The 25,178-nt window shown below is 72.3% G+C and carries 24 protein-coding genes and 2 pseudogenes; 13 read left to right on the top strand and 13 right to left on the bottom strand.

Going from position 1 to position 25,178, the window contains the following annotated elements; all coding sequences use genetic code 11:
- Positions 1-54: 54 nt before the first annotated feature.
- Entirely contained in the window at positions 55-1,407 is a 1,353-nt protein-coding gene (gene gabT / locus VS93_RS00260; RefSeq protein ID WP_046468005.1) for a 4-aminobutyrate--2-oxoglutarate transaminase, read from the bottom strand.
- Between the two features lie 136 nt (positions 1,408-1,543).
- On the opposite strand from gabT, the pseudogene VS93_RS00255 reads away from it, so the two are divergent.
- Both VS93_RS00255 and VS93_RS29630 read left to right on the top strand, forming a co-directional pair.
- Positions 1,544-3,014 (top strand): annotated as a pseudogene (locus VS93_RS00255) (PucR family transcriptional regulator).
- A gap of 85 nt (positions 3,015-3,099) precedes the next feature.
- Positions 3,100-3,342, top strand: a complete 243-nt coding sequence (locus tag VS93_RS29630) for a DivIVA domain-containing protein (protein WP_052745431.1) — start codon at positions 3,100-3,102, stop codon at positions 3,340-3,342.
- Positions 3,343-3,365: 23 nt separating this feature from the next.
- On the opposite strand, the gene VS93_RS00245 is transcribed toward VS93_RS29630, so the two are convergent.
- The 5 genes and pseudogenes from VS93_RS00245 to VS93_RS00225 all read right to left on the bottom strand — a co-directional run bounded on the left by VS93_RS00245 (position 3,366) and on the right by VS93_RS00225 (position 7,429).
- Positions 3,366-3,575, bottom strand: coding sequence for an HPr family phosphocarrier protein (locus VS93_RS00245; protein ID WP_236700265.1), 210 nt, complete (start codon positions 3,573-3,575; stop codon positions 3,366-3,368).
- A complete protein-coding gene (locus tag VS93_RS00240) occupies positions 3,482-5,191 on the bottom strand; it encodes a PTS fructose transporter subunit IIC (protein WP_236700260.1) in 1,710 nt (569 codons plus the stop codon). Before VS93_RS00240 ends, VS93_RS00245 begins: the two co-directional genes overlap by 94 nt.
- Entirely contained in the window at positions 5,188-5,652 is a 465-nt protein-coding gene (locus VS93_RS00235) for a PTS sugar transporter subunit IIA (RefSeq protein WP_046468003.1), read from the bottom strand. Before VS93_RS00235 ends, VS93_RS00240 begins: the two co-directional genes overlap by 4 nt.
- A 72-nt stretch (positions 5,653-5,724) precedes the next feature.
- A complete protein-coding gene (gene pfkB / locus VS93_RS00230) occupies positions 5,725-6,672 on the bottom strand; it encodes a 1-phosphofructokinase (protein WP_046468002.1) in 948 nt (315 codons plus the stop codon).
- Positions 6,669-7,429: pseudogene (locus VS93_RS00225) on the bottom strand (DeoR/GlpR family DNA-binding transcription regulator). Before VS93_RS00225 ends, pfkB begins: the two are co-directional and overlap by 4 nt.
- A 231-nt stretch (positions 7,430-7,660) precedes the next feature.
- On the opposite strand from VS93_RS00225, the gene VS93_RS00220 reads away from it, so the two are divergent.
- Entirely contained in the window at positions 7,661-8,542 is an 882-nt protein-coding gene (locus tag VS93_RS00220; protein ID WP_046468001.1) for an Fpg/Nei family DNA glycosylase, read from the top strand.
- A gap of 66 nt (positions 8,543-8,608) precedes the next feature.
- On the opposite strand, the gene VS93_RS00215 is transcribed toward VS93_RS00220, so the two are convergent.
- Positions 8,609-8,803 (bottom strand): DUF1918 domain-containing protein, encoded by a 195-nt coding sequence (locus tag VS93_RS00215; RefSeq protein WP_046468000.1) that lies wholly within the window; start codon positions 8,801-8,803, stop codon positions 8,609-8,611.
- A gap of 189 nt (positions 8,804-8,992) precedes the next feature.
- On the opposite strand from VS93_RS00215, the gene VS93_RS00210 reads away from it, so the two are divergent.
- The 3 genes from VS93_RS00210 (at position 8,993) to VS93_RS00200 (ending at position 12,307) form a co-directional block, all read left to right on the top strand.
- Entirely contained in the window at positions 8,993-9,295 is a 303-nt protein-coding gene (locus tag VS93_RS00210; protein WP_173434224.1) for a nucleotide pyrophosphohydrolase, read from the top strand.
- 356 nt (positions 9,296-9,651) lie between these two features.
- On the top strand, positions 9,652-10,395 hold the full coding sequence (locus VS93_RS00205) for a response regulator transcription factor (protein WP_236700259.1): 744 nt from the start codon (positions 9,652-9,654) through the stop codon (positions 10,393-10,395).
- Positions 10,376-12,307, top strand: coding sequence for a sensor histidine kinase (locus tag VS93_RS00200; RefSeq protein ID WP_046467997.1), 1,932 nt, complete (start codon positions 10,376-10,378; stop codon positions 12,305-12,307). The genes VS93_RS00205 and VS93_RS00200 overlap by 20 nt, the downstream gene beginning before the upstream one ends.
- A 64-nt stretch (positions 12,308-12,371) precedes the next feature.
- Here VS93_RS00200 and VS93_RS00195 read toward each other — a convergent pair whose 3' ends face one another.
- On the bottom strand, positions 12,372-14,291 hold the full coding sequence (locus VS93_RS00195) for a transglycosylase domain-containing protein (protein WP_156184627.1): 1,920 nt from the start codon (positions 14,289-14,291) through the stop codon (positions 12,372-12,374).
- Between the two features lie 555 nt (positions 14,292-14,846).
- Entirely contained in the window at positions 14,847-15,263 is a 417-nt protein-coding gene (locus tag VS93_RS00190; protein WP_046467996.1) for a VOC family protein, read from the bottom strand.
- A gap of 78 nt (positions 15,264-15,341) precedes the next feature.
- Here VS93_RS00190 and VS93_RS33640 point away from each other — a divergent pair, with 78 nt between their 5' ends.
- From VS93_RS33640 to VS93_RS00175, 4 genes are all read left to right on the top strand, one after another.
- Complete coding sequence (locus tag VS93_RS33640) at positions 15,342-15,977, top strand: helix-turn-helix transcriptional regulator (RefSeq protein ID WP_269082778.1); 636 nt, start codon at positions 15,342-15,344, stop codon at positions 15,975-15,977.
- Positions 15,974-16,327 (top strand): WYL domain-containing protein, encoded by a 354-nt coding sequence (locus tag VS93_RS33635; protein WP_269082777.1) that lies wholly within the window; start codon positions 15,974-15,976, stop codon positions 16,325-16,327. Before VS93_RS33640 ends, VS93_RS33635 begins: the two co-directional genes overlap by 4 nt.
- 69 nt (positions 16,328-16,396) lie before the next feature.
- Complete coding sequence (locus tag VS93_RS00180) at positions 16,397-16,831, top strand: PLD nuclease N-terminal domain-containing protein (RefSeq protein ID WP_052745430.1); 435 nt, start codon at positions 16,397-16,399, stop codon at positions 16,829-16,831.
- A gap of 479 nt (positions 16,832-17,310) precedes the next feature.
- Positions 17,311-18,357, top strand: coding sequence for an LLM class flavin-dependent oxidoreductase (locus tag VS93_RS00175; protein WP_046467995.1), 1,047 nt, complete (start codon positions 17,311-17,313; stop codon positions 18,355-18,357).
- A gap of 18 nt (positions 18,358-18,375) precedes the next feature.
- Here the strand turns inward: VS93_RS00175 and VS93_RS00170 are convergent, their stop codons facing one another.
- Both VS93_RS00170 and VS93_RS00165 read right to left on the bottom strand, forming a co-directional pair.
- A complete protein-coding gene (locus VS93_RS00170) occupies positions 18,376-18,846 on the bottom strand; it encodes an ATP-binding protein (protein WP_046467994.1) in 471 nt (156 codons plus the stop codon).
- 149 nt (positions 18,847-18,995) lie between these two features.
- Positions 18,996-19,652 carry a FadR/GntR family transcriptional regulator gene (locus VS93_RS00165; RefSeq protein ID WP_082126509.1) on the bottom strand — a complete coding sequence of 219 codons (657 nt, stop codon included), beginning with the start codon at positions 19,650-19,652 and terminating at the stop codon, positions 18,996-18,998.
- A 177-nt stretch (positions 19,653-19,829) separates the two neighbouring features.
- Between VS93_RS00165 and VS93_RS00160 the strand changes: the two genes are divergently transcribed.
- Complete coding sequence (locus VS93_RS00160; protein WP_046467992.1) at positions 19,830-21,047, top strand: CaiB/BaiF CoA transferase family protein; 1,218 nt, start codon at positions 19,830-19,832, stop codon at positions 21,045-21,047.
- Positions 21,044-21,808 carry an enoyl-CoA hydratase/isomerase family protein gene (locus VS93_RS00155; protein WP_201776510.1) on the top strand — a complete coding sequence of 255 codons (765 nt, stop codon included), beginning with the start codon at positions 21,044-21,046 and terminating at the stop codon, positions 21,806-21,808. The genes VS93_RS00160 and VS93_RS00155 overlap by 4 nt, the downstream gene beginning before the upstream one ends.
- Before the next feature lie 62 nt (positions 21,809-21,870).
- Here VS93_RS00155 and VS93_RS00150 read toward each other — a convergent pair whose 3' ends face one another.
- On the bottom strand, positions 21,871-22,788 hold the full coding sequence (locus VS93_RS00150; RefSeq protein ID WP_046467991.1) for a hypothetical protein: 918 nt from the start codon (positions 22,786-22,788) through the stop codon (positions 21,871-21,873).
- Between the two features lie 165 nt (positions 22,789-22,953).
- Between VS93_RS00150 and VS93_RS00145 the strand changes: the two genes are divergently transcribed.
- Complete coding sequence (locus VS93_RS00145) at positions 22,954-23,364, top strand: VOC family protein (protein WP_046467990.1); 411 nt, start codon at positions 22,954-22,956, stop codon at positions 23,362-23,364.
- Between the two features lie 80 nt (positions 23,365-23,444).
- On the opposite strand, the gene dacB is transcribed toward VS93_RS00145, so the two are convergent.
- Positions 23,445-25,049 carry a D-alanyl-D-alanine carboxypeptidase/D-alanyl-D-alanine endopeptidase gene (gene dacB, locus VS93_RS00140; protein ID WP_082126508.1) on the bottom strand — a complete coding sequence of 535 codons (1,605 nt, stop codon included), beginning with the start codon at positions 25,047-25,049 and terminating at the stop codon, positions 23,445-23,447.
- Positions 25,050-25,178 lie beyond the last annotated feature (129 nt).

Below are 25,178 nucleotides of genomic sequence, written 5' to 3'. Positions count from 1 at the left end.
CCGGCCCGCGCCCGGGAAGGGCGCGGGCACGTAGCCGGAGGGTACCGGTGGGGCTCAGATCCCGGCGAACGCCTCTTCCAGGATGGACAGGCCTTCGTCGAGCAGATCGTCGCCGATCGCCAGCGGCGGCAGCAGCCGGATGACATTGCCGTAGCTGCCGGCGGTCAGCAGGACCAGCCCCTGGGAGTGGCAGTACCGGACGACCTGCCCCAGCGCCTCGGTGTTGGGTGAGGTGTCGCCGCCCCCCTTGACCAGCTCGACCGCGAGCATCGCGCCGCGGCCGCGCACGTCACCGACGATGTCGTACTTCTCGGCGAGTCCCCGCAGCCGATCGAGCGCCACTTCGCCGATGGCCCGGGCGCGCCGCACCAGCCCTCGCGACTCGATGGTCTCCAGCGCGGCCAGCGCCGCCGCGCAGGCCGCCGGGTTTCCGCCGTAGGTGCCGCCCAGACCGCCGGCGTGCACGGCGTCCATCAGCTCGGCGCGGCCGGTCACGGCGGCCAGCGGCAGCCCACCCGCGATGCCCTTGGCGGTCGCCATGAGATCGGGGACGATCCCCTCGTGCTCGCAGGCGAACATGTGGCCGGTTCGGGCGAAGCCCGTCTGCACCTCGTCGGCGATGAACACGATCCCGTTGGCCCGGCAGAACTCCGCCAGTTCGGGCAGGAAGCCGGCTCCCGGCTCGATGAAGCCGCCCTCCCCCTGGATCGGCTCGATCAGCACAGCGGCCACGTTCTGCGCGCCGATCTGCGCGCCGATCTGCGCGCTGATCTGGGCGATGGCCTGGCGGGCGGCCTCGGGCCCGCAGTTCTCCGGGCCGGTGGGCCAGCGGAACGGGTAGGCCATCGGCATCCGGTACACCTCGCCCGCGAACGGGCCGAACCCCTGCTTGTAGGGCATGTTCTTCGCGGTCAGCGCCATGGTGAGGTTCGTGCGGCCGTGGTAGGCGTGATCGAACACCACGACGGCCTGCCGACCGGTGGCGCCGCGGGCGATCTTCACCGCGTTCTCCACGGCCTCGGCGCCGGAGTTCAGCAACATGGAGCGCTTTTCGTGGCCGCCCGGCGTGATCCGGTCGAGCGCCTCGCACACCTCCACGTAGCCCTCGTACGGGGTCACCATGAAGCAGGTGTGGGTGAACCGTGTGAGCTGCTCACACGCCCGCTCCACCACCGCCGGGTCGGCGTTTCCCACATTGGTCACCGCGATGCCGGAGCCGAAGTCGATCAGCGAGTTGCCGTCGATGTCCTCGACGATCCCGCCGCCCGCGCGCTCGACGTACACCGGGAGTACGCTGCCCACCCCCGCGGCCACCGCGCGCTCCCGCCGCTCCTGGAGCGCCCGCGACTTGGGGCCCGGGATCTCGGTGACGAGCCGTCGAACCTGTGCGACCTGGGGCGTTGCCATGACTACCGTCCTCCCTGAGTGGTGATCGGCCTTGACCATACGGTCTCCGGCGCGGGCCGGTCATCGACGCACTGGATAAGATCAGGGACTGCTTTCGCCAATCCGGTGTCCATGGAAGGAGATGGAAGGAGGGGGAGTGCCGCCCACACTCGGTGCCGTACTGCGCACCCCGCAGCTCCGGCTGCGCCTCCTCACCGGCGAAGACCGGCTCGACCGCCCGGTGCGCTGGGTGGCCGTCAGCGAGCTCACCGACCCCACGCCCTACCTGGCCGGTGGCGAGCTGCTGCTCACCACCGGGGTGCGCTGGCACGAGGGCGGGGAAGCGGCGCGCGGTACGTGCGGCGGCTGATCGAGCGAGGGGTCACCGGGCTGGGCTTCGGCAGCGGCGTCGCGCGTGAGGACGTGCCCGCCGAACTGGTCGAGGCGGCCGCCGAACTCGGCCTGCCGCTGATCGACGTGCCGCGGCCCACCCCCTTCATCTCGGTCGGCGAAGAGGTGTCCCGGCTGCTGGCCAAAGAGGAGTACGAGGGGCTGACCCGGGCGTTCGACGCCCAGCGGCGGCTCACCAGGGCGGCACTGCGCGGGGCCGAGGCCGTGGTGGACCGTCTCGCGAGCGAACTGGGCGGATGGCTGCTGCTGCTCGCCGTGGACGGGACGCTCCGGTACGCGGCCCCGGCCGGCGCCGCGTCGCACGCCCCCGCGCTGGAAGCCGAGGCGCGGCGGCTGCGCGACTCCCGGCAGCGCGCGAGCGCCTCGCTGCCGACCGGCGAGGAGCACATCTCGCTGCAACCGCTGGGCGTCGGCGGGCGGACCCGCGGCTTCCTCGCCCTTGGCACCGGACACCGGCTCGGCTCGGAGGAGCGGACCCTGGTCAACGCCGCGATCTCGCTGCTGTCCCTGGAACTGGAGCGCTCGGCTCCGGCGCGCGGTGAGGGGCTGCAGGAGGGCCTGCTGGAGGCGTTGATCGGCGGCGCGGTCGCACTGGAGTCGGAGCAGGCCGGGCGGTTGCGCGCCGCACTGCCGGCCGAGCCGGTGCTCCTCGCCATCACCGACGCCTGGGAGACCAGCCGCCGTTGTGGGACCCGAACCTGGACGGCTGCCTCGCCGCCGAGACCGGCGAGCACCTCATCGTGCTGGGCGGTGGGAGCACCGACCCGGGCGAGGCGCTCGCCCGGCTCACCGGGGGACCGGTCGGCGCCAGCGAACCGGGCGGCTACGGCGACCTGCCCGCGGCCCGCGCCCAGGCGGAACGGGCGCTGGAGGCGGCACGCGGCGGCGCGGGGCCGCTGGTCCGCTTCGGCGACCTGCCCAGGGGATTCCTCGGTCTGATCGATGAGGAGGCCGGCGCCGGCCTGGCCCGGGAGGTGCTGGGTCCGCTGCTCGCCCACCGTTCGGCCGGTGATCTCCTGGAGTCGCTGCGCGCCTACCTGGCCGCCGCCGGCCGCTGGGACGCCGCCGCCGACGCCTTGGGGGTCCACCGGCACACGCTCCGCTACCGGATCACCCGCATCCGGGAGCTCCTGCCCGGCGATCTGGACGACCCCGACTACCGGACCGACCTATGGATCTCCCTGCGCGCTCTGGAGGGGCCCCGGCGGCGCCGGTAGCGCCCTCCCCTCACCGGAGGAGGCGTCCCGGCGCCGTAGCCGGAGACAGCGCGCGGCATACGGAGTTCCTGGCAGAATGCCGACTATGTCGACATCTCATCCCCCAGTCGAGTTCGCCGTCATCCTCCGCGGCTACAACCGCAAGCAGGTGGACGTCCTCCTCGACCGCATCTCCATCAGCCTCGCCGAGGGCAGCGAGACCCTCGGCGGCATCACGGCCGACGAGGCCCGCGCCCACTCCTTCGACATCGCGCTGCGCGGCTACGACCGCCGGCAGGTGGAGGAGCACCTCGAAACCCTCATCGCCGATCTGGAACGGCGCGAGTAGGGATAACGGGGCGCCGCTCACGGTCAGGTCGCGTCGAGGTCGCTCTCCAGGAGCGCGACCAGCTCGTCCAGCTTGCTCTCGGCGCCGTCGCCCTCGGCGGTCAGGACGACCGTATCGCCGCTCTCGACGCCCAATCCCATCACCGAGAGCAGGCTGCGGGCGTCGCCGGCGGGTCCGTCTTCTCTGGCGATGCTGACCGGGAGCCCGGTCGCCATCGCGGCCTGCACGAACAGGCCCGCGGGGCGGGCGTGCAGGCCGACGGACGAGCCGATCGTCGCGGTGCGCTGGGGCATGGTTCGGTTCTCCTTGGATCTTCTCTGCGGGGCGGTCGGAGGCGGGAAGTCAAGCGGCGGTGGCCGCGGGGAGCGGTGGGGGCGCTTTCCGGGGGACGGGAGCGACGGCCGACGCTTTTCAGCGCCCACACCGCCAGGGCGGTCACCACGCTCCCGGCCGCGATCGCGGCCAGGAACATCAGCGGGCTGCCGATGAGCGGGATCACCCAGACCCCGCCGTGTGGGGCGCGCAGTGTCGCGCCGGAGGCCGCCACGAGGCCGCCGGCGACACCGGATCCCACCATCAGCGAGGGGATGACGCGCAGCGGGTCGGCCGCGGCGAACGGGATCGCGCCCTCGGTGATGAAGGAGGCGCCGAGGAGCCAGGCCGCCTTCCCGTTCTGCACCTCCGCCGGGGTGAACAGCCGCCGCCAGACCACCGTCGCCAGGGCGAGACCCAGGGGCGGCGTCATCCCGGCGGCCATCACGGCGGCCATGATCGTGAACTCCACCGCGTCGCCGCTCGTCGTGCCGACCGTGGCGAGCCCGGCGGTGGCGAACGTGTAGGCGACCTTGTTGACCGGGCCGCCCATGTCGAAGGCCATCATCAGGCCCAGGACGGCGCCGAGCAGGATCAGGCTGCCGCCGGTCAGCGATCCGAGCCAGGAGCTGAGCCCGCTCATCAGGGCCTCCAGCGGGCGCCCCAGGATCAGGAACATGACCAGGCCGGTGACGAACGACGCCACCAGCGGGGTCACCACGACCGGCATGATGCTGCGCACGGCCGAGGGGACGGGCATCCTGCCCAGCCCGAGCGCGACGAAGCCGGCGAGGAAGCCGGCCGCCAGCCCGCCGAGGAACCCCGCCTCGACCGTCACCGCGACCGCGCCGCCGAGGAACCCGGGCGCCAGTCCGGGGCGGTCGGCGATCGCGAACGCGATGAACCCGGCGAGCACCGGGACCAGGAACGCGAACAGGGCGTCGCCGCTGAGGAACAGCAGGGCGCCCCAACTGTGCGCGGAGACGACGCTGAAGTCGTCGATGACGGTGGAGGGCTCGGCGTCGGCGATCTCGTAGCCGCCGATCATGAAACCGAGGGCGATCAGGATGCCGCCCGCGGCGACGAACGGGATCATGTAGGAGACGCCGGTCATCAGCCACTGGCGGACGCGGGTGCCCACGCCGGCGCCCGACGCGACCTTGGTCTCGGGGGTGGGCACGTCGGCGCCGCCGGTACCGGCGGCGGCCGCGCCGGAGGCGGCTCCGGTCCGCGCACGGGCGGCCTCCGCCGCTGAGGCCAGGACGGCCTTCGCGTCGTTGATCGGGGCCTTCACCCCGACATCGACGTAAGGCTTGCCCGCGAACCGGCCCTTGTCGCGGACTTCCAGATCGGCGGCGTAGATGACGGCGTCGGCCGCGGAGATCACGTCGGCGCCGAGTGCCTGGGCGCCCGCGGCGCCCTGGGGCTCGACGCGGATCTCGTGGCCTTCGGCCTTCGCCGCCTGCTCCAGGGCCTCGGCCGCCATGTAGGTGTGCGCGATACCGGTCGGACAGGATGTGATCGCCACGAACTTCATGCCACGTCCACCTCTCGGATCACTGTGTCGGCGACGCTCCGCGCGTCGGGGGATTCCAGCAGTGCCTCACGGAACTCCGCGTGGATCAGCTTGCGGGCGAGCGCGGCGAGGATCCGCATGTGGTCCTCGTCGCTCCCCGCGGGGGCGGCGATGAGGAAGACGAGCCGGGCCGGGCCGTCGGGCCCGCCGAAGTCCACGCCTCCGGGGCAGATACCGACGGCGAGGCTCGGGACGGCGACGTGCGCGGAGCGGGCGTGCGGCAGCCCGACCCGGCCGGGCATGCCCGTGGCCATCTGCGCCTCGCGGGCGCGCACGTCATCGAGGAAGCCGTCGAGGTCGCTCACCCGGCCGGCCTTGTGCAGCAGCGCGGCGAGCTGCCGCGCGGCGTCGTCGCGGTCGGACGCGGAGAGTCCGGTGTCGACCAGCTCGGCGGTGACCAGTGGCCGGTTCGGCTCGCTCATCTCAGGGCTCCTTGGCGGAAGTCTCGGCCACGCGCCGCGCGTGGAGCGCTCGCGATGGTCAGCGGCATGCGGTCACAGCTCCTTCACCACGAGTGCCGGATCGGGGTCGGTGACGACCCCGACCGCGCCGGGGTCGATGTCGTCCGGGCCGGGAACGGTCGTGCCCGGCAGGGTCACGGCCGCTGTCCCCCAGGCCACGGCGCGGCGCAGCCGCTCGGCGGGTGGAGCGTCGCCGCTGAGGTAGCCGGCGAGCGCGCAGTCGCCCGCGCCGACGGTGCTGCGCGGAACAGGAGGGGGCGCGCCCGCCCACCAGGTGTGCTCGGCGTCGGCGAGCAGCGCGCCGTGGCCGCCGAGGGTGACGAGGATCGTGCTGTTCCCCCACCGCTGGACCTCTCGGGCGGCCTCGGCGACGTCGCCGATCGTCGGCAGGTCGCGGCCGATGAGCCCGGCGAGCTCCTCGTGGTTGGGTTTCAGCAGGTCGATCCCGCCGGCGAGTGCGGCGATCTCCAGCGGTGCCCCCGAGGAGTCGACCGCCATGGGCACGCCGCTGTCCGCCGCGATCCGGGCGAGCCGGGCGTAGAAGTCGGCGGGCAGTCCCGAGGGCAGGCTGCCGGCGGCCACGAGCCATCGGGGCCCGAGCGCCAGTTCGGCCGCGACCGCGGCCAGCAGAGCGGCCCCTTCGTCCTCGGCGAGGACCGGTCCGGGGACGTTCAGCTTGGTGGTGGTCCCGTCGCTTTCGGCGATGGTGACGTTGCCGCGGATCGCCGCGGCGATGGGCACCGGGACGGTGACGACCCCGTGCTCGGCGAGCAGCGCGGTGAGCCGCCCGCCCTCGGGGCCGCCCACGGGCAGTACGGCCCTCGTGGCCTGCCCATTGCGGCGCAGTACCCGCGACACGTTGACGCCCTTGCCCCCGGCGTGCAGCCCCGATCGCTGGACGCGCAGCACGTCGCCGCGGGTGAGCGCGGCGATCTCAAGCGTGTGGTCCACGCTCGGGTTGGGGGTCACGGTGAGGATCATGCGAGCTCGATCCGGGGACCGGCCGCGGTGATCTCGTCGGCCATCTCACCGGCGAGGTCGGAGTCGGTGATGACGAGGTCCACGTCGTCGAGGCCGGCGACGTGGGCGAACTCCTCGCGGCCGAACTTGCTGTGGTCGGCCAGGACGACGGTGCGCCGCGCCGCCCTGATCAGGGACCGTTTGACCTGGGCTTCGGCCAGGTCCGAGGTGGTCAGGCCGCGGTCCGGGGTGATGCCGTTGGTGCCCATGAACGCGACGTCGACGAACAGGTCGCGGATGGCCTCCTGGGTCCAGTGGCCGACGGCGGCGAGGGCGCGGCTGCGGATCTGCCGCCCAGGACGTGCAGCGTGATGGTGGGCCGGGAGGCGACGAGGGCGGCCACCGGGACCGAGTGGGTCACAACGGTGAGCTCGCGGTCGGTGGGCAGCTGCTCGGCCAGCAGGACGGTGGTGGTTCCGGCGTCGAGGATGATCGATCCGCCTTCGGGTAGTTCGGCCAGCGCCGCCTTGGCGATGCGCTGCTTCTGGGCCGTGGAGACCGATTCGCGCTCGTTCACCGCGGGTTCCACCGGGAGGCGCTCCACCGGAATCGCGCCGCCGTGCACGCGGCGCAGCACACCGAGGCGCTCCAGCGCGGTCAGGTCCCGCCGGACCGTCTCGGGCGTGACAGCCAGCTCCTCGGCCAGCTCCTTGACCTCGATCCGGCCGCGTTCACGGGCGCGGTTCAGAATCTGCTGATGCCGTTCCGGTGCGTACACCGCGGATGCCACCCCCACCACTGCCCGATCTGTTTCCATTTGATTATGTCCGTTTGTATTTGGATGTCAATGGTTCGGTCGGCAATGCAGCAGAAATCGGGGGGAATCAGAAGCGGGGCAGGCGTAAACGGGCATCCGGGGATGGGGAGGGGCTCTACCGGCCGGGGCCGGCGGATAGAGTGCCCACCGGTTCCGCGACGCACGCGGCCGCCTGATAGGGGAGGGGCGCACATGCCAGAGGGACACACGCTGCACAGGCTGGCGGCGCACTTCGCCAAGCACTACGGCGGCGCCCGGCTGCGCGTGACGAGCCCGCAGGGGCGTTTCGCCGGCGGGGCCCGCAGGCTCGACTCCCGAGGTCTCCTCGACGCCGAAGCCCACGGCAAGCAGCTCTTCCTCGGGTTCGACTCCGGCGAATGGCTGCGCGTGCACCTCGGCCTGTACGGGGCGTGGACGTTCGGCGACGCCCACGGCGAACACCATCTCGGCGCGCCCCGGGTACAGGGTGGTCAGCGGCGGGAACTGGAACGCGACGCCGAGGGGTTCGTCGTCCCGCCACCGCCCGTAGGCGCCGTCCGGGTCCGGCTGGTCAGCGCGGCGGGATGGGCCGACCTGCGCGGACCGTCCGCCTGCGAGGTCCTGGACGGCGAAGAGAAGCGCGCCGCGCAGGCCAGACTCGGCCCCGACCCGCTGCGCTCCGACGCCGACCCGGAACAGGCGTGGCGGACGGTCCGCCGCTCCCGCACCGCGATCGCCGCACTGCTGATGCGCCAGGACGTGATCGCCGGCATCGGCAACATCTACCGGGCCGAGTCCCTGTTCCGGGCCGGGATCGACCCGTACCGGCCCGGCCGCGGGCTGGCGCGCGCCGAGTGGGACGTTCTCTGGGCCGACCTGGTCACACTGCTTGAGGCGGGGGTCGGCTCGGGCTCCATCGTCACGACCCGGCCCGCGCACCGCGCGGACCCCGACGCCGACCCGGCGGCGCGTTCGGACGCCCTCTACGTCTGCTACCGCACCGGTGAGCCCTGCCGCGTCTGCGCGGCGGCGATCCGCGCGGAGGAGCTGGCCGGGCGGACGCTCTACCGGTGCCCGGTGTGCCAGCGCCGATGACCCGGTCGGCCGTGCGCCGGCGGGATCGGCGGCGCCAGTGCGCGGCCGGAGTCTGCGCGGCCCGGGTCAGTCCACCGGGTTGCGGGGTTCGACGACGCAGTCGGGGCCGGGGTAGATCAGCTTCTCGTCACCGCCCTCGAACCGTACGAGGTAGGGCGGCTCCCCGCTCTCGCCGCGGACTTCCAGGATCTCCCCGAAGCGGTCGCGCTCCCCGACGATACGGCCGTGAATGTGCAACTGGTCCCCAACAGTTGCGTGCATGGTTGGCCTCCCAAGGAAGAGTTCTCGCGGAATTGTTCGATGCTCGTCCGAGGGGCCGTGTCCCCTCTCGGTACATGGGGCTGCATACCCGGGGCGCTGTGCTCCCGAACGTCGGTCTCGCACCGGTGCGGCCCGAGGTGGAGGGGCGCTGCCGCGCCTGGTAGTTGTTGACCGGTGAGCGTTTCGACGATGCAGCGACTCCTGGCCGACTTCGCCGACCGGCGCGACTGGGGCCGCTACCACACCCCCAAGAACCTCGCCATGGCGCTGGCCGGGGAATCCGGCGAGCTGGCGGCCGAGTTCCAGTGGCTCGACCAGGAGGAATCGGCCCGCGTCATGGAGGACCCCGCCAAGGCCGAGGCGGTGCGGCTGGAAATGGCGGACGTGCTCGGCTACCTGCTCCGGCTGGCCGACGTCCTCGACGTCGACCTGGAGGCGGCCCTCAAGGAGAAGGTCGCCATCAACGAGGGCCGGTTCCCGGCGGGCGGGTAGCGGTTCCGGCGGCCCCGGGGACCCCGGGACCGGCGAACGCACGCGCGTGGCCCTGTCGCCGGAGGGCTGCCTGGAACGGCGGGCCGGTACAGGCAGCGGCGACGGGGCATCCGGTACACACCCCGCGGCGCCGGGCGCGCTCTCGGCGAGGGACCCCGTTCGGACAAAGTCACATGTAGGGCCGACGGAGTGGCGGCCGGTCCCCGTGCCCGAGTGCGCGCGGCGGTCGGCCCGACCTGCCCCGGCGCCCTCCGGCGGCGCCGGTGCTTTCGCCTCGTCCGTCCCGTCCGGCTCCGGCACCCCGCACAAGGCGCATACCATCGATCCTCCCGCCCACTCCGGGCCGCGACTGGAGTATGAGCAGAGAGTGGAGAGACGCCGACGTGTGCGCCCATGTGCTGATCGCCGAGGACGATGTGAACCAGGCCGACCTGATCCGGCGCTACCTGGAACGCGAGGGACATCTCGTGCTCGCCGTTCACGACGGCCGCGCCGTGGTCGAGGAGAACCGCCGCAGCCGCCCGGACCTGATCATGCTGGACGTGATGATGCCGGGCATGAGCGGGCTCGACGTCTGCCGGGTCCTGCGCGCCGAGTCCGATGTCGCGGTGCTGATGCTCACCGCGCGCTCCACTGAGGAGGACCTGCTGGCGGGGCTGGACCTCGGCGCGGACGACTACGTCACCAAGCCCTACAGCCCGCGCGAGCTGATGGCCCGGGTCCGCACCCTGCTGCGCCGGTCGCGCCGGCAGGAGGGCCTCCTGAACGGCGCCGACCGGATACTGCGCGCGGGCCCGATCACGGTCGACCCGGCCCGGCACACCCTGCTCCTCGATGGCAGGCCCGTGGAGTGCACTCCCGCGGAGTTCCAGATGCTCGCCGCGCTCGCGGCCCGGCCCGGACAGGTCTTCACCCGCGCCCAGCTACTGGAGCACATCCACGGCATCGACCGGTTCATCACCGAACGCACCATCGATGTACACGTGAAGAACCTGCGCAAGAAGCTGGAACCCGATCCGCGGGCGCCGTCGCGGCTGCTCACCGTCTACGGGGTCGGATACAAGCTGACCGGAACCGCCGATGACGCCCTCTCGGCCTAGCGGCAAACTGCGGCACAGCCTGCTCGCCCGCATGCTGGCGAGTTCCGTCCTGGTGGCCGTGTGCTCCATCACCGCCACCGCATGGCTGGCCGTACAGGGAACGTCGGAGTCTCTCAGCACCCAACAGGGCCAGACCCTGACCGTGGACACCCAGATCCACGACACCCTGGTCGGCTACGCGGCCGCCCATCCGGACTGGAGCGGAGTGCGGCAAACGGTCGAGGAGCTGGCGGCCGAAACGGGCCGGCGGATCGTGCTGACCACGGAGAACCGGCGGCCCCTCGCGGACTCCGCTGCCGGGGACGCCCCACTGCCGGCCCGGACGTCGTCGGTCGTCGATCCGCTGGCGGTGGACGTGACCCTGGCCTCCGAGGGCGCCGACCGCATCGACCCCCGCGCGGTCGGCCCCTTCGCGCTGGACGGGGAGGACCGGTCCCGCCTGCGCAAGATGGCGCAGGCCAACGCGGACTGCCTCGACGGCGTCTACGGACTGCCCGCGAAGGTGAAGGTCAGACCCACCGGCCGCCCCGCCATCGAGCTGCCGGAGGGTGAGGTGGAGGCCGACGCGTGGGCGTACTGCGGGCTCGGCGCGCTGGACCGGCCCACCGACAGCGAGCAGGATGCGCTCGACGACCTGAACGAGCTCATCGACGCCTGCATCGAGCCGCACGGCATCGGGGATGTCGACTACCGGATCGACGGCACCGCGGGCACGGGCGTCACCGTGGCGCGCGACACCCCGAGGGCCCAGGCGGAGGAGCCGGAACCCCCGGTGCCCGAGGGGCCCCGAGGGCAGCCCGCGCCGTCCTACGCAGGGGAGCCGCCGACCGGCCGGGGCTCGACCGCCTCCAAGGTCGATCCGCGGGCGGCCGCCTGCGTCGACTCCAGCCGGCGCGAACAGCTGGATCCCCATGTCGCCCCGGCCGCGCTGCTGTTCATCGACCACCCGGCGGAGGACGAGGAAACCGGCCTGGCGCTGTCGCGCGAGGGCGCGCTGCGGGTTTTCGGCGTGGTGCTGCTGGTACTGATGCTGACCGTGGGGGTGAGCGTGACCGTGTCGACCCGGCTGGTCCGCCCGGTGCGCGCGCTCACCGACGCGGTGCAGCGGATGCGCGCCGGGGAGGGCTCCACCCGCGTCCGTGTCCGCGACTCCGGGGAGATCGGCCGGCTGGCCTCGGCGTTCAACGAGATGTCGGAGCACCTGGAGCAACTGGAAGAGCAGCGCAAGGCCATGGTCAGCGACGTCTCCCACGAGCTGCGCACGCCGTTGAGCAACCTGCGCGGCTGGCTGGAGGCCGCCCAGGACGGCGTCGCCGACCTGAAACCGGAGCGGATGACGATGCTGGTCGAGGAGGCGCAGCTGCTCCAGCGCATCATCGACGACCTGCAGGAGCTGGCGCTGGCCGACGCCGGCAAGCTCCGGTTGTCCCCGGAATCCGTGGACGCCGGTGACCTCGTCGAGCAGGCCGCCGCCAGCCATCGGCTGCGCGCCGAATCGGCCGGGCTGGAGCTGGTCACCGAGGTCAGCGGGAACATCCCGCTGGTCGCCGACCGGTCCCGGCTGCTCCAGGCCATCGGCAACCTGCTGGGCAACGCGCTGCGGCACACCCCCGCACCCGGCAGGGTCACGGTGCGCGCGCACCGGTCGGACGGCGACGCCGTCATCGAAGTGGCCGATACCGGGACGGGCATCGCGCCGGAGCACCTGCCGCACGTCTTCAACCGGTTCTGGCGGGCGGAGAAGTCGCGCAACCGGCAGACCGGCGGGAGCGGACTCGGCCTGGCCATCGTCCGCAACATCGCCGAACTGCACGGCGGCGGCGCCGAGGCGGCCAGCACGCCGGGCGAGGGCTCCACGTTCACCCTGCGGCTGCCGCTGGAACCCGCTCACGACCGGAATCCGCCCGGCTGACCGCGGCGACCCGGCCCGGACCCGCGCCGCGCTTCCACCGGGCGCCCGGTGCCCCGCGCACCGGTCACTCGGTGCGCCCGCCGGCCGGCGGAGTCGCGCGGGAGGCGGTGTTGGACTCCGCCCTCGGCAGGGGACGCGGGCCCTGCCCGCCGGACGCGTCCAGCTGGGGGAAGAACTGCGGCTCCTCGCCCTCCAGGGCCGCGGCCATGAACGAGGTCCAGGTGCTGCCCGCCACGTCAGGCGCGAAGAAGCGTTCTGACAACTGGCCGCCGTCGGTGCGGAAGAGGTTCACCGCCACCGAGTACCGCGGCGTGTACCCGACGTACCAGGCCGCGCGGTCGCCGGTGTAGCTGCCGGGCATTCCGGCGACCACGTGCTCGGCGATCGGGTCCGGCTCCGTCGACAGGGACCGCGCCTGCCCGGCGAGCAGGGTCAACGCGAGCGTGATGTCCGCCGCGGTGGACGCGGACACCACGTTCTCACCGTCGCGGACCTGGGCGGCGTCGGCGGGCTCGCGCACGTCGCCGTCGTCGCTGGTCAGCTCGGTGACCATGTGCGCGGGCCGGTGCTCGCCGCCGTTGGCGAACGTGGCGAACCCGCTCGCCTGGTCCAGGGCGCTGACCTGGTAGGTGCCCAGGGCGATGCTCGGCTCCAGGGCGGCGGTCTCGAACTGCTCCGGGGCGATACCGGCGAAATTGGCGGTGTTGGCGACCGCCTCCGGCCCCGCGTCCTCGGTCATACTCACGAACAGGGCGTCGTCGGTCTCGCTGTCGCCCCGGAGCAGCCCTCTGGGGACTTCCGCGTTGGCGGCCCTGCCATCATCCCTGCTGAGCAGACGGTTGATGTCTCGCCCCTGTTCCAGGGCCGTCGCCAGGACGTAGGGCTTGAACGACGTTCCGGCCTGCGTCCGCTCGGTCAGGGACGGGTCCGTCTCCTCGAGCGAGTTGGCGCCCCCGTTGAACGCGACGATCTCGCCGGTCCGCGGGTCGACCGCAGTGAGGCCGGCGCGGGTCTGCTCCGGCATGTCGTCGAGGCCCTCGTCCGCGGCCTCCTCGGCGGCGTCCATGAGATCCTCGCGCAGTGAGGTCCGCACCTGGTAACCGCCGCCCGCGATCTCGGCGTCGGAGAGTCCGTACCGTTCCCGCAGCTCTCTCTGCACCGCGGTCTTGATGTAGCCGAGGTAACCGTCGAGCTGCCCTTCGGCGTCGTAGTCGACCACGTCGGGGAATTCCAGCCGGTCGGCCTCCTCGCGGGGGACACCCAGATCGGGGTCCTCCTCGTTCATCTCGACCATGCCCTCCACGACGTAGTCCCACCGTTCCCGGAGGACCTCCTCCAGTTCCGGATCCGCCGCGAAGTTCTCGAAGTTGCCCGGCTGCTGGATGACGGCGCCGATGAACGCGCCCTCCGCCTGGTCCAGCTCGTCGACGTCCTTGCCGAAGTACGCCTGGGCGGAGGCCTGCACCCCGTAGGCCTGCCGGCCCAGGTAGATCGTGTTGAGATAGGTGGTGAGGATGTCGTCGCGGGGCATGCTCCGCTCCACCTTGATGGCGATCAGGATCTCCTTGAACTTGCGCGTGTAGGTGCGCTCCTGGGAGAGCACGTCATAGTAGTTGCGCGCCATCTGCTGGGTGATGGTCGACCCGCCCCCGGAGGCGCCGCCGGAGAGCGCCGCGCGGGCCAGGCCGACCGGGGACACCCCGGGCTCGGTGTAGAAGTTGCGGTGCTCCGCGGCGAGCACCCCGTTGACCACCGTCGGCGGTATCCGGTTCCGTTTGACCGGGATCCGGCGCAGCTCGCCCGTGGCGACCGCCTCGCTGCCGTCGGCATAGGTGATGCTGGTGCCCTTCAGTTCCGCGCTGGCCTGCGGTCGCAGGCTCCCGGGGTCGGGCGTCTGCAGGTAGGCGATGGCGAAGGTGGCCCCCGCGGTACCGGCGCAGATCAGGAACGTGATCGCCGCGGCCTTCCACGTGCGCGAGAGCACGCGTCGCCATCGGGGGCGCTCGCCTGGGCGATCCCGATCGCGGCGACGCCGCGGCCGATCGGCCGCCCCGCCCCGTTCCGCCTTCGGGGCGCGTGTTCCCGCGTGGCTTCCACTGTCCGCCGCGGCGTTCTTCCGCCTTGCCGCGGCGGTACTCCGCCCAGCTCCGCAATCCGCCGGACGTCGCGCGCCTTCTGGTCCCCATGCCGCCCTTCCCCCGGGAGCCCTTAACCAACGCCCGCACTCTGGACGGCGAATGTGAGGAACCTATGAAGATGCGGTGGGGATCTTGTGTGCCCCGCCGGGAGAGGGCTACCACGCGTACCCTTCCAGGGTTTCGGCGATCGGCTTGGTCACCGGGTCCAGCCTGGTGGTGAGGTAGCGGTGGTCGTGCGCGTCCAGGGGCACCGGCGGCCGGCGCAGCCGGACGCTCCACCCGCTGCGGTGGCGCCTGTACCACTACGTCGTGGACCGCGGCGAGGAGGTCAGCCGCACCGAAGCGGCCGAGGCCGTGGGCGCGCGAGGTGGGCGGCACCGGCGCCCCGGCCGGACCCCAGGTCACGCCCTACCGGCCGTGGCGAGGACGTCCAGGTAGTGCGGGTTGTACATGACGCCGAGGATGTTCCCGAACGGGTCGACCACGGAGGCGGTGACGAAGCCCGCCTCGCGGTCGACGGGCGACTCGTGCTCTTGCGCCCCCATGGACAGCAGCCTCTCGTAGCTCGCCGCCACGTCGTCGACGTGCCAGTACACCACCGCGCCGGCCGGGCCGGCCGCCGAGCCGTGCGGGGCGTACCTGCTGTCGATCAGCCCCAGCTCGTGCTGGTAGTCGCCGAGGCGGAACTCCACATACGCGGGAGGCCCCTCGATCGGGTGCTCGAAGTACGGCTCGATCCCCAGCAGTTCGGTGTACCACCGCTTCGCCGCCGCCAGGTCATCGGCGAAGTAGGTGACGGTCGTGAGTCCTCGCAACATCTGCGGATCCTTCCCTTCGCGGCGGTCGGCGCCGCGGTGAGTGGTATGACCATCCTCCGCCCGGAAAGTGCGCACCGAGTGAGCACTTTGTCCGCCAGACTTGTACTCATGCGTGCCGACCGCCTCGTCGCCGCCCTACTGCTGATGCAGGCCCGCGGCCGGGTGACCGCGTCCGAACTGGCCGGCGAGCTCGAGGTGTCCGTGGCCACCGCCCGCCGCGACCTCGAAGCGCTGTCCACCGCGGGCGTCCCGGTGTATTCGCAGCCGGGGCGGGGCGGCGGGTGGTCGCTGCTGGGCGGCGCCCGGACCGACCTCAGTGGGCTCACCGCGTCCGAGGCGCGGGCGCTGTTCCTGCTCGCCGGCCCGGCGGCATCCGCCGACCCGGAGGTCACCTCGGCGCTGCGCAAGCTCGTGCGCGCCCTGCCCGAGACGTTCCGGACCGACGCCGAGGCGGCCGCCGGCGCCGTCGTGGTCGACCCGGCGCGGTGGGGCGAGAGTGGCCGGAAACGCCCCGACCTGGTCGAGCTTCTGCAGACCGCCGTTGTCCGCCGCCGCAGGGTCCGACTGGTGTACGCGAACCGGGCCCGGGAACGGACGGAGCGGCTCGTCGACCCGTGGGGCCTGGTCGACAAGGACGAGCTCTGGTACCTGGTGGCCGGAACCGAGGACGGGCAGCGGACCTTCCGGGTCGACCGGATCGCCGACGCGTCGTGACGGATCTTCCCGCGGAGCGGCCCGCTGGTTTCGAGCTGCCGCGGGCGTGGGATCGGGTCGTCGAGGAGGTGGAGCGACAACGCTCGCTCACCTCCGCGAGTGTGCTCATCGACGCTGGACTGCTGCCGGTCCTGCGCGCCCAGTTCGGCCGCCACTGCACGGTCGAGGCCGAACTCGGCGACGGGCGGGTCCGCGCCCGGGTGGCGGCACCGACGCCCCTGGCGGTCGCCCAGCACCTCGCAGGCTGGGGCGCCACCGTCGACGTCGTCGAGCCCGAACCGGTCCGGGTCGAACTCGCCCGGATCGGCGCCGAACTGACCGCGCGCTACACCGCGCCCCCGCCCGGGTGAGCCGGTTGCGGTAGTCTCCGGGCGTCCCCGGCCGCCCGGCCAGCGGGCCCGGCAACGGAAAGGCGCCGCATGCACTTCCTCTACGGCGGCATGGGTCTGATCGGCTTCGTGCTGTGGCTGTACTACGTCGTCGACGCGATCAGGGCGGACGAGGCCGAGTGCCGGATCCTGCCCAAGGCGGTGTGGGTCTGCGTCGTCCTGCTGATCCCCGGGATCGGGTCCCTGCTGTGGGTGCTGGGAGGGCGTCCGAGACAGTCCGTCCGCAGCGGCGCGCGGCGAAACGGCGGCGGTCCCGGGCGCCCCGCTCACCGGGGGCGTCCCGCCCCCTCCGTCCCGCGCGACCGCCGCCGACGAGGCGGAGTTCCGGCGCCGGTTCCGCGAACGCGTCGAGGAGCAGCGGCGCGCGGCCCGGCGGCGCCGCGAGGACGAGGACCAGGGATGACAGCGCTGGTCTCGGTCAGGCCGTTCACAGAGCGGCCCCGGCGGAGGCCCGCGGCGGGGTGAGCCTCCGCTCATCCGGGGCTCAGGCGGCCCGCAGGACGGCGTCGAGGAGGCCGGGGAAGCGCTCGTCGAGTTCGTCGCCGCGCAGGGACAAAAAGCAGCGGGTGCCTCCTGGCGGCTGTGTACGATGCCGGCGTTGCGCAGCACCTTGACGTGGTGGCTCAGGGTGGACGGCGCGATGGGCAGGGCGAACCGGCTCCACGGCTGCTCGCCGCCCACCTCCGACAACGTTGTGATGATCGCCATGCGGGCGGGGTCGCCCATGGCGGAGAGCACGGTGACGAGGTCGACATCGTCGAGGCTGGGGTGGTGGACGGTGTCTCTAGAGAGCATGTCCGCCCGCTTCCGTGGCCGCCTCGGGGCCGCGGCCGGTCTGAGGGAGACGGGGCGTCACGGCGCGCATGCGGCTACTCTAGTACATTCGATGTTCGTCGAACATCGAACAAGAATATTTCCGCTGGAGAGAGCCGAAAGACACGCGCATGCTCCCCCTTTCCGTGCTGGACCTCATCCCGATCCCCGCGGGCTCCGCCCCCGGCGACGCACTGCGCAACAGCCTCGACCTGGCGCGGCACACCGAGAGGCTCGGTTACCGCCGCTACTGGGTCGCCGAACACCACAACATGACAGGGGTCGCCAGCTCCGCGACCGCCGTGGCCATCGGGTACCTGGCGGCGGGGACCGCCACCATCCGCGTCGGCGCGGGCGGCATCATGCTCCCCAACCACGCGCCCCTGGTGGTGGCCGAGCAGTTCGGAACGCTGGAGTCCCTCTACCCCGGCCGCATCGACCTGGGGCTGGGGCGGGCCCCCGGCACCGATCCGCGTACCACCCGCGCGCTGCGCCGCGATAGCGCCGCCGCGGACGGCTTCCCCCAAGAGGTCCGGGAACTCCAGGCGTTCCTCGCCCCGGCCGCCCCGGACCAGCGGGTCCGGGCGGTCCCCGGCGCCGGTACCGAGGTTCCGCTCTGGATCCTGGGGTCGAGCCTCTTCGGTGCCGACCTGGCCGCGACGCTCGGCCTGCCCTACGCCTTCGCGTCCCACTTCGCCCCCGACGCCCTCCTGCCGGCGCTGGCCGCTTACCGCGAGGGCTTCCAGCCCTCCGCGGTCCTGGAGCGGCCCCACGCCATGATCGGGGTGAACGTCGTCGCCGCCGAGTCCGACGCCGAGGCGTGTTTCCTCTTCACCACGATGCAGCAGTCCTTCACCCGCCTGCAGCGCGGAACCCCGGGGCCTCTCCAGCCGCCGATCGAGGACATCGACGGCTACTGGACCCCGCAGGAGAAGGCGCGCGCTTCGCGCATGCTGGAGTACTCGGTCGTCGGCGGCCCCGAGACGGTGCGTGCGCAGATCGAGCGCATCGTCTCGGTCACCGGGGCGGACGAGTTGATGGTGGCCTCGGGCATCCACGACCACGCCGCGCGCGTGCGCTCCTACGAGATCCTCGCCGACGCGGCCGGCGCCCCGGGGGAGCAGCCGGTGGAGGCGGCCACCTTCCGGGACGCGGCGCTTCCCACAGGGGACGGCTGAGGCCGCGGCCTCGCGGTCTCAGCCCAGCAGGTGGGCGGGGGCGAGGACGGGGGACTCGAAGACGGCCCAGACGGTGAGCCCTTCGTTCTCGTTCTCGTCGTAGCCCCAGTCGTCGGCCACATCGGTCACCAGGTGCAGCCCCCGCCATCCCCCGGTGGCCGGGTCCGGTGGGTTGAGCCGCGGCACGGGGTCGTGCGCGGCGGCCCGGTCGTCGTACTTGGGGCCCTGGTCGGTCACGGAGATCACGGCCAAGCCGGTGACCAGGGCGCTCACGCTTACGCTCAGTGTGCCGCCCTCCCCGCTGCGGGTGTGCCGGCAGGCGTTGCCGAACAACTCGGAGACGACGAGTTCGGCGTCGTCGAGGATGCGCGGGTGGTCCTTCAGCGCCGTGCGGACCAGCCGGCGCGCCTCGGGGCAGTACGCGGGGTCGCCGGGAAAGTCCTCGAACACTGAGACCGCGGTCAGACTTCCGAGCTCATAGCCGGACATGCAATTGCCTTCGCCTCCGGGGCCGGGCGCCGTGCGGTGACCAGCGTGGCGTCTCGCCGCGCAGCGGTCAATGGGGCGGGCGCTATGCTGCGCCCCCGCCGGTGCGGCGGATCGTGGCGGTGTGCCCGGCCATACGCCCGCCGGGCGGGTCAGCTCTCCTCGGGGTGCCAGGTGAGAAGCCGTACCCGGCTGACAGTCCGCAGGTGGGCGCGCATGGCGGCCACCGCCTCCTCGGGGTCCTGCCGGCGGATCGCCTCGGCGATCCGCTGGTGCTGGCCCAGCGACTGCTGCGGGCGGTCGGGCTGCTGCAGGGACTCGTGCCGGCTCTCCGCGATCTGCCCGGCGATCTCCCGCATGAACTCGGCGAGCAGATCGTTGCGTGCGGCGGTGGTCACGGCGGCGTGGAACCGGTGGTCGCTCTCCTCGCCGAGTGCCCCGGCGGCGATCTCCGTGCGCATCGAGTCCAGGGCCGCGTCGAGCTCGGCGATGTCCTCCTCGGTTCGGCGCATGGCGGCCAGCTCGGCGAGTTTGGTCTCCAGGGCCTCGCGCGCGTCGAGTACGTCGGGCAGCCGGCGTTTCCGCTCGACCAGCGTCGCGATCGGTTCGGGGCTCAGGCTGTCCGTGCGCAGGTAGGTGCCGCCGCCGTGCCGGATCTCCACCAGCCCCTGGACTTCGAGGACGACGATCGCCTGTTTGATCGAGGCCCGGCTCACGCCGATCCGTTCAGCCAGCTCGCGTTCGGAGGGCAGCTTGTCGCCGCTTTTCAGTCCCGCAGCGGTGACGTGTTCTCGCAGCTGGTCGATCACCTGTTCGTAAAGTCGTGAACGTACAGCAGGACGGAATGAATCGGAGACGGACACCTAACCCCCTTGACAGGCCGGGAATCAGGATAGCAAGCTGACAGTCCACTGGTCAGCTGGTTGACTGGCTGAACCACTACTGGATGACCCACTCATCCACCTTAATTGGAGGACGGAATCCGCATGTCGCAGCGCTCGCCCTGGTTGGAACACGGCGGAGCCCTGGGTGGTCTCCGCGTGCTGGACATCTCCCGCATCCTGTCCGGCCCGTTCTGCACGATGGCCCTGGCCGATCTGGGCGCCGATGTGATCAAGGTGGAGGACCCCCGCAACGGTGACGACACCCGGGGATGGGGGCCGCCGTTCCAGGGTGAGGACGCCGCCTACTTCCTCGGTGTCAACCGGAACAAGCGCGGAATCGCCGTCGACCTGAAGGATCCCGAATGCGCCGAGCTGGTGCGGAATCTGGCCCGCACCGCCGATGTCGTCGTGGAGAACTTCCGGCCCGGGACAGCGGAGCGGCTCGGCCTCGGCTACGAGCAGGTGTCGGCCGACAACCCCGGCGTGGTGTACGCCTCCATCAGCGGCTACGGCCAGACCGGTCCGTACAGCGCGCAGCCGGGCTACGACGCCATCGCCCAGGCGCTCTCCGGCATCATGAGCGTGACCGGGGAGCCAGACAGGCCCCCGGTGCGCATCGGGGTGTCCGGTGCCGATCTCGCCGCCGGCATGTGGGCCGCGATCGGCCTGCTGGCCGCACTGCGCGAGCGGGAGCGGACCGGGCGCGGGCAGTGGGTCGACGTCTCCCTGCTGGACGGCCAGATCGCCTGGCTCACCTACGTCGCCGCGGGGTACTTCGCCAGCGGCGAGGTCCCCGAGCGCTACGGCGCGGCACATCCGTCGATCGTGCCCTACCAGGCGTTCCCGGCCGCCGATCGGCAGATCATGGTCGCCGCGGGCAACGACGGGCTGTGGCGGCGCTTCGCCGAAACGGTAGGGCTGGCCCACCTGGTCGACGAACCGAGGTTCGCCGGCAACTCCGACCGGGTGCGCAACCGCGACGCGTTGGTACCGCTGATCGAGGAGGCCCTCTCCGCGCGCACCGCCGAGGAGTGGACCGCGCGCCTGTCCGAGGCGGGGGTCCCGGCCGGGCCGATCAACAACGTCGAGCAGGCGCTCCAGCACCCCCAGGTCATCGCCCGGGACATGGTGACCGAGGTGGAGCACACCGAGGCCGGAACCGTGCGCGCGGTCGGGTCGCCGGTCAAGCTGTCGGCCAGCCCGCCGCAGGTCCGCACGGCACCGCCCCGCCACGGGGAGCACACGGCCGACATCCTGGGCGCACTGGGCGCGGGGGAGGACCAGATGGCCCGGATGCGGGAGCGAGGGGTGGTCCGGTGAACACCGAGATCGGGGAGGCCGCCCCGCTCGTCGAGGTGCACGCCGCCGAGAGGATCGCGCGGATCACCATCGGCAACGGGGCCAGGCACAACGCCCTCAGCGGCGCCGGGTGGAGCAGCGTGGAACAGGCCGTCCGCGAACTCAGCCATGACGACCACGTCCGCGTGGTCGTGATCCGCGGACGGGGAAGGACGTTCTGCGCGGGATCGGACATGACCGAATGGGTCGGTACCGAGTCGGATCCGGAGGCGGTGGAGGACTCGTTCGCGCGGATGGAGGCGGCCTTCCGCGCGGTGGAGGAGTGCCCCGTGCCGGTGGTGGCCGAGCTCCGCGGGGTCGCGGCGGGCGCGGGATGTCAGCTCGCACTCGCCTGTGACCTGCGGTACATGGCCGACTCCGCCCGGATCGGGATGCCGATCGCCCGGCTGGGAATCCTGGCCAGCCCCTCGTTCGCGGCGCGGCTGGTCGCGCTCGCCGGGCCTTCGGTGGCCCGGCGGCTGCTCTACACGGGACGGCTGTTCAACGCCCGGGACGCGGTCGCCGCCGGCCTCGTTGACCAGATCGTGCCCGCGAGCGAGCTGGCCGAGCGAACGGAGACCGTTCTGGCCCGCATAGCCGACCAGCCGCCCGAGGCGGTCCGGGCCGCGAAGCAGGCCGTGGCCGCGGCCCTGCGCCCCCTCCGCGAGGCGACGCGGGAGAACGACCGTCCGGCGGTGTCGCCGGCCGACTTCCACGCGGCGGTCTCGGCCTTCCTCGGCTAGAGGAGGCCGCCGCGCCGTCCGGCGATTCCGCGGCGTTGTCGGCGCGGCGCCGAGGCGCTGCGCTAGCCCTGCTCCTCCAGTAGCCGGCAGACCTCCAGCAGCCGGGTACGGAGTTCGGCCCCCCGTTCCGCGAAGCGCTTCTGGGCCGCCGCGTACTGCGCCTTGCCCTCGCGGGTCTCGATCGCGACCGGGGTGTAGCCGTACTCCCTCAGGTCGTAGGGGGAGGCGCGCATGTCGAGCTCGCGGACGTCCCGGGCGAGTTTGAAGCAGTCGACCACGAGCTCGCCCGGCACTGCCGGGGTGAGTTTGTAGGCCCACTTGTACAGGTCCATGGTCGCGTGCAGGCAGCCCGGCTGGTCCATCCGCGCCTGCCCCTCGCGGGTGGGCCGCAGCCGGTTGAGGGGCCGCGCCTCCTCGGTGAAGAACCGGAACGCGTCAAAGTGCGAGCAGCGGATCTGGTGCGACTCCACGACGCGGTCGGTCTCCTCCGGGCCCAGTCGCAGCGGCACCTGGGAATGGCGGACGTCATTGGAGGAGAGCCGGTAGACCATCGCCCACTCGTGCAGCCCGAAGCAGCCGAGGTGGGCGGGGCGGGCGCGCACCGCGCGCAGCAGGGACGACACGAAGGACACGGTGGATCCGCGCCTGCTCAGGAAGGACGGGGCATCGAGCGCCACCCCGCCGCCGGGGAGCTCGGTGTACCAGGGGTCGCCGAGCCGGACCCGCGCCGCCTCGCCCGCGAGGCCGGCGCCCGCCCCCGGGTGCCAGCGGCGCAGCTGGGCCGGGCGATGGCTGTAGTAGGTGAACAGGAAGTCCTCGACCGGGTGCGCGATTCCGCGCCGGCGCCGGTGCAGATGGCTTTCGAGCAGCGCGTCCACGCGCTCGCGGTGCCGGTTTTCGCGATCGGTCCACTCGTCCTGCCGCAGGAGGGGCCACGAACGGGCGGCGGAACGGGCCGGGCGCGACGTAGCGGTGCTCATCGGGCCCCAGCCTACGTCGGAGACGGGCTGTTTCTCACGTTTTGACCGGAGGCTGTGAATCCGAAGAGGAGTGTTTATTTACAAACCCCGGCCGCTGTACGCAGGCTGAGGCTGTGCGCGGATCCGGCCTGGATCCGGGGAGCGACACGTGAAACGAGAAATCCCATGTCCACGAAGATCTTCGTCAATCTCCCGGTCAAGGACCTCGGCAGATCGATCGACTTCTTTACCGAACTCGGCTTCTCCACCGATCCGCAGTTCTCGGACGAGAACGCCACGTGCGTGATCATCGGCGACGACATCTACGCCATGCTGCTGAAAGAGTCGTTCTTCAGTTCGTTCACCAAGAAGGAACTGGTCGACGCCACAAGGGGGACGGAGGCGATCCTGGCGGTGGGGGTCGACCGCAGGGAAGAGGTCGACGAGCTGGTCGACAAGGCCTTGGCGGCGGGCGGGCAGCCCTCGATCGGCGCGATCGACGAGGGGTTCATGTACTCGCGGAGTTTCCAGGATCCCGACGGGCACCTTTGGGAGGCCGTCTGGATGGACGTCACCGCGGCACGGGAGCAGACGTGACGCCGGCCCGCGGGAACGCGTAGCCGGCGGCCACCCGTCCCCGCAGCGGTGCTCCGATGGGAGCGCGGACGGGCCGGACGTCAGCAGGTTTCGGCCCAGGTGCATTCGAGCCCGTCGTCCGGTGCGTTCAGCGGAAGGGGTTCGCGCTGGACGCCCGCGCCGCTGTCGCGGGAGAACTCGGCCAGCCGGACGGCGATGGCGTCCTGGAGGTCGCGGGGAGCGGCGCTCTCGTAGTCGTTGTTGATGATGGCGAACACCAGTTCCTCCCCGTCGGCACCGGTGACGTAGCCGGACAGCGCGCTGACCCCGCTCAGTGTCCCGGTCTTGGCGCGCACGTTGCCCTCGGCCGCCGTGCCGCGCATGCGCTGGCTGAGCGTGCCGCCGACCATGCGGTCCTCGGCACCGGCGACGGGCAGCGACTCCGTCCAGACCTCCGCCCAGGGTTCGCCGCGGACGGCTTCCAGGACGCCGGTGACGGTGCCGGCGGTGAGCAGGTTGGTGCGGGCCAGGCCCGATCCGTCGTGCAGTTCCCCCTCTTCGAGGTCGACGCCGATCCGGCCGAGTGCCGCCTCCACCTCGGCGAGGCCGGTCTTCCAGCCGCCCTCGCCGGCCGCTTCCCGGCCCATCGACTTGACCAGGATCTCGGCGTGGCCGTTGTTCGAGAGCTTCATTAGCGGGACGAGCAGGTCGCCCAGTTCCGCCGACTCGCGGCCGGCGAGCTCTTCGGCGCCCTCGGGCTCGGTACCGCGGTCGACGCCGCCGTGCACCTTCACCCCGTTGTCCTCAAGGGAATCGGCGAAGAGATGGGCGGCATGGTCGGTGGGTTCGTGGACGGTGCGCAGGGTCCTGAAGTCCTCCCCACCCGCGGGCAGGGAACCCGCGGCGGTGAACCGGTTGGTCCCCAGTTCGCGGGTGACGTCCACGGTCGAGGCGCTGCCGGGCGGCCCCGTACTCGCGTTGTTCGTGAGGTCGAGGTTGTCGCCCGCCGGCGCCAGGCGCACGTCGACGGGCTCGTCCTCGGTCTCCCCCGGGGCCGCGGTGACGTTGACGACACCGGTGTCGAGGTCCTCGTTGGCGGCCACGGTCAGCGCGGAGATCTGCGCCCCGTAGTAGTAGGGCTCGTCCTCGGTCTCCCAGTCCTCGGGGAGGCGCTCGGAGTCGAACCAGGTGTCGTCGGCCAGCAGGTCCCCGGTCACCTCGCTCACGCCGCTGTCGGCGACGTCGGCGGCGAGCCGGTCGAAGGCGTCGCTCGTGAGGCTGGGGTCGCCGGTTCCGGTCAGGTAGAGGTCACCGATGACGACGCCGCCGACGGGCTCCTCCGAGGCGGAGACGGTGGTGCTGAAGGTGTGGTCGGTGTCGAGGACGTCCAGGGCGGCGGCCGATGTGAGCAGCTTCGTGTTGGAGGCGGGGATCAGCGGTACGGCGTCGTCGCGCCCGTAGAGCACGTCGCCGGTGTCCAGGCTGCCCACCAGGACGCCGGAGGTGGCGCCCTCCAGAGCGGGGTCGTCCAGCAGGGCGTCGATGTCCTTGCGCAGGTCCTCCACGCCGTCGGCGGTGTCGGCCGCGGCGGGCGCCGCCATAGGGGCGAGGAGGGCGGTCGCCGTGAGCGCGGAGAGCGTGAAAGCCGTCGCCGGGCGGCGCGGACTGGGACGGGGGGAGCGGAGGAGGGGGCGGTCGGTCGGCATGCGGGGGATTCCTCCGGGGGTGCCGCGCGCGGGGGCGGTCTGGTGCTGGCTCTACCAGACCGGCCGGGTGCGGGTAGACGTGTATCCGAATATCGCCCTGGAATCTACACGCTGTGTCGCCGGTTGTCC

Source organism: Allosalinactinospora lopnorensis (assembly GCF_000981225.1).
In the GTDB taxonomy this organism is placed as follows: domain Bacteria; phylum Actinomycetota; class Actinomycetes; order Streptosporangiales; family Streptosporangiaceae; genus Allosalinactinospora; species Allosalinactinospora lopnorensis.
The sequence above is the reverse complement of the archived record's forward strand: the minus strand, read 5'-3'. Positions and strand labels throughout refer to the sequence as shown.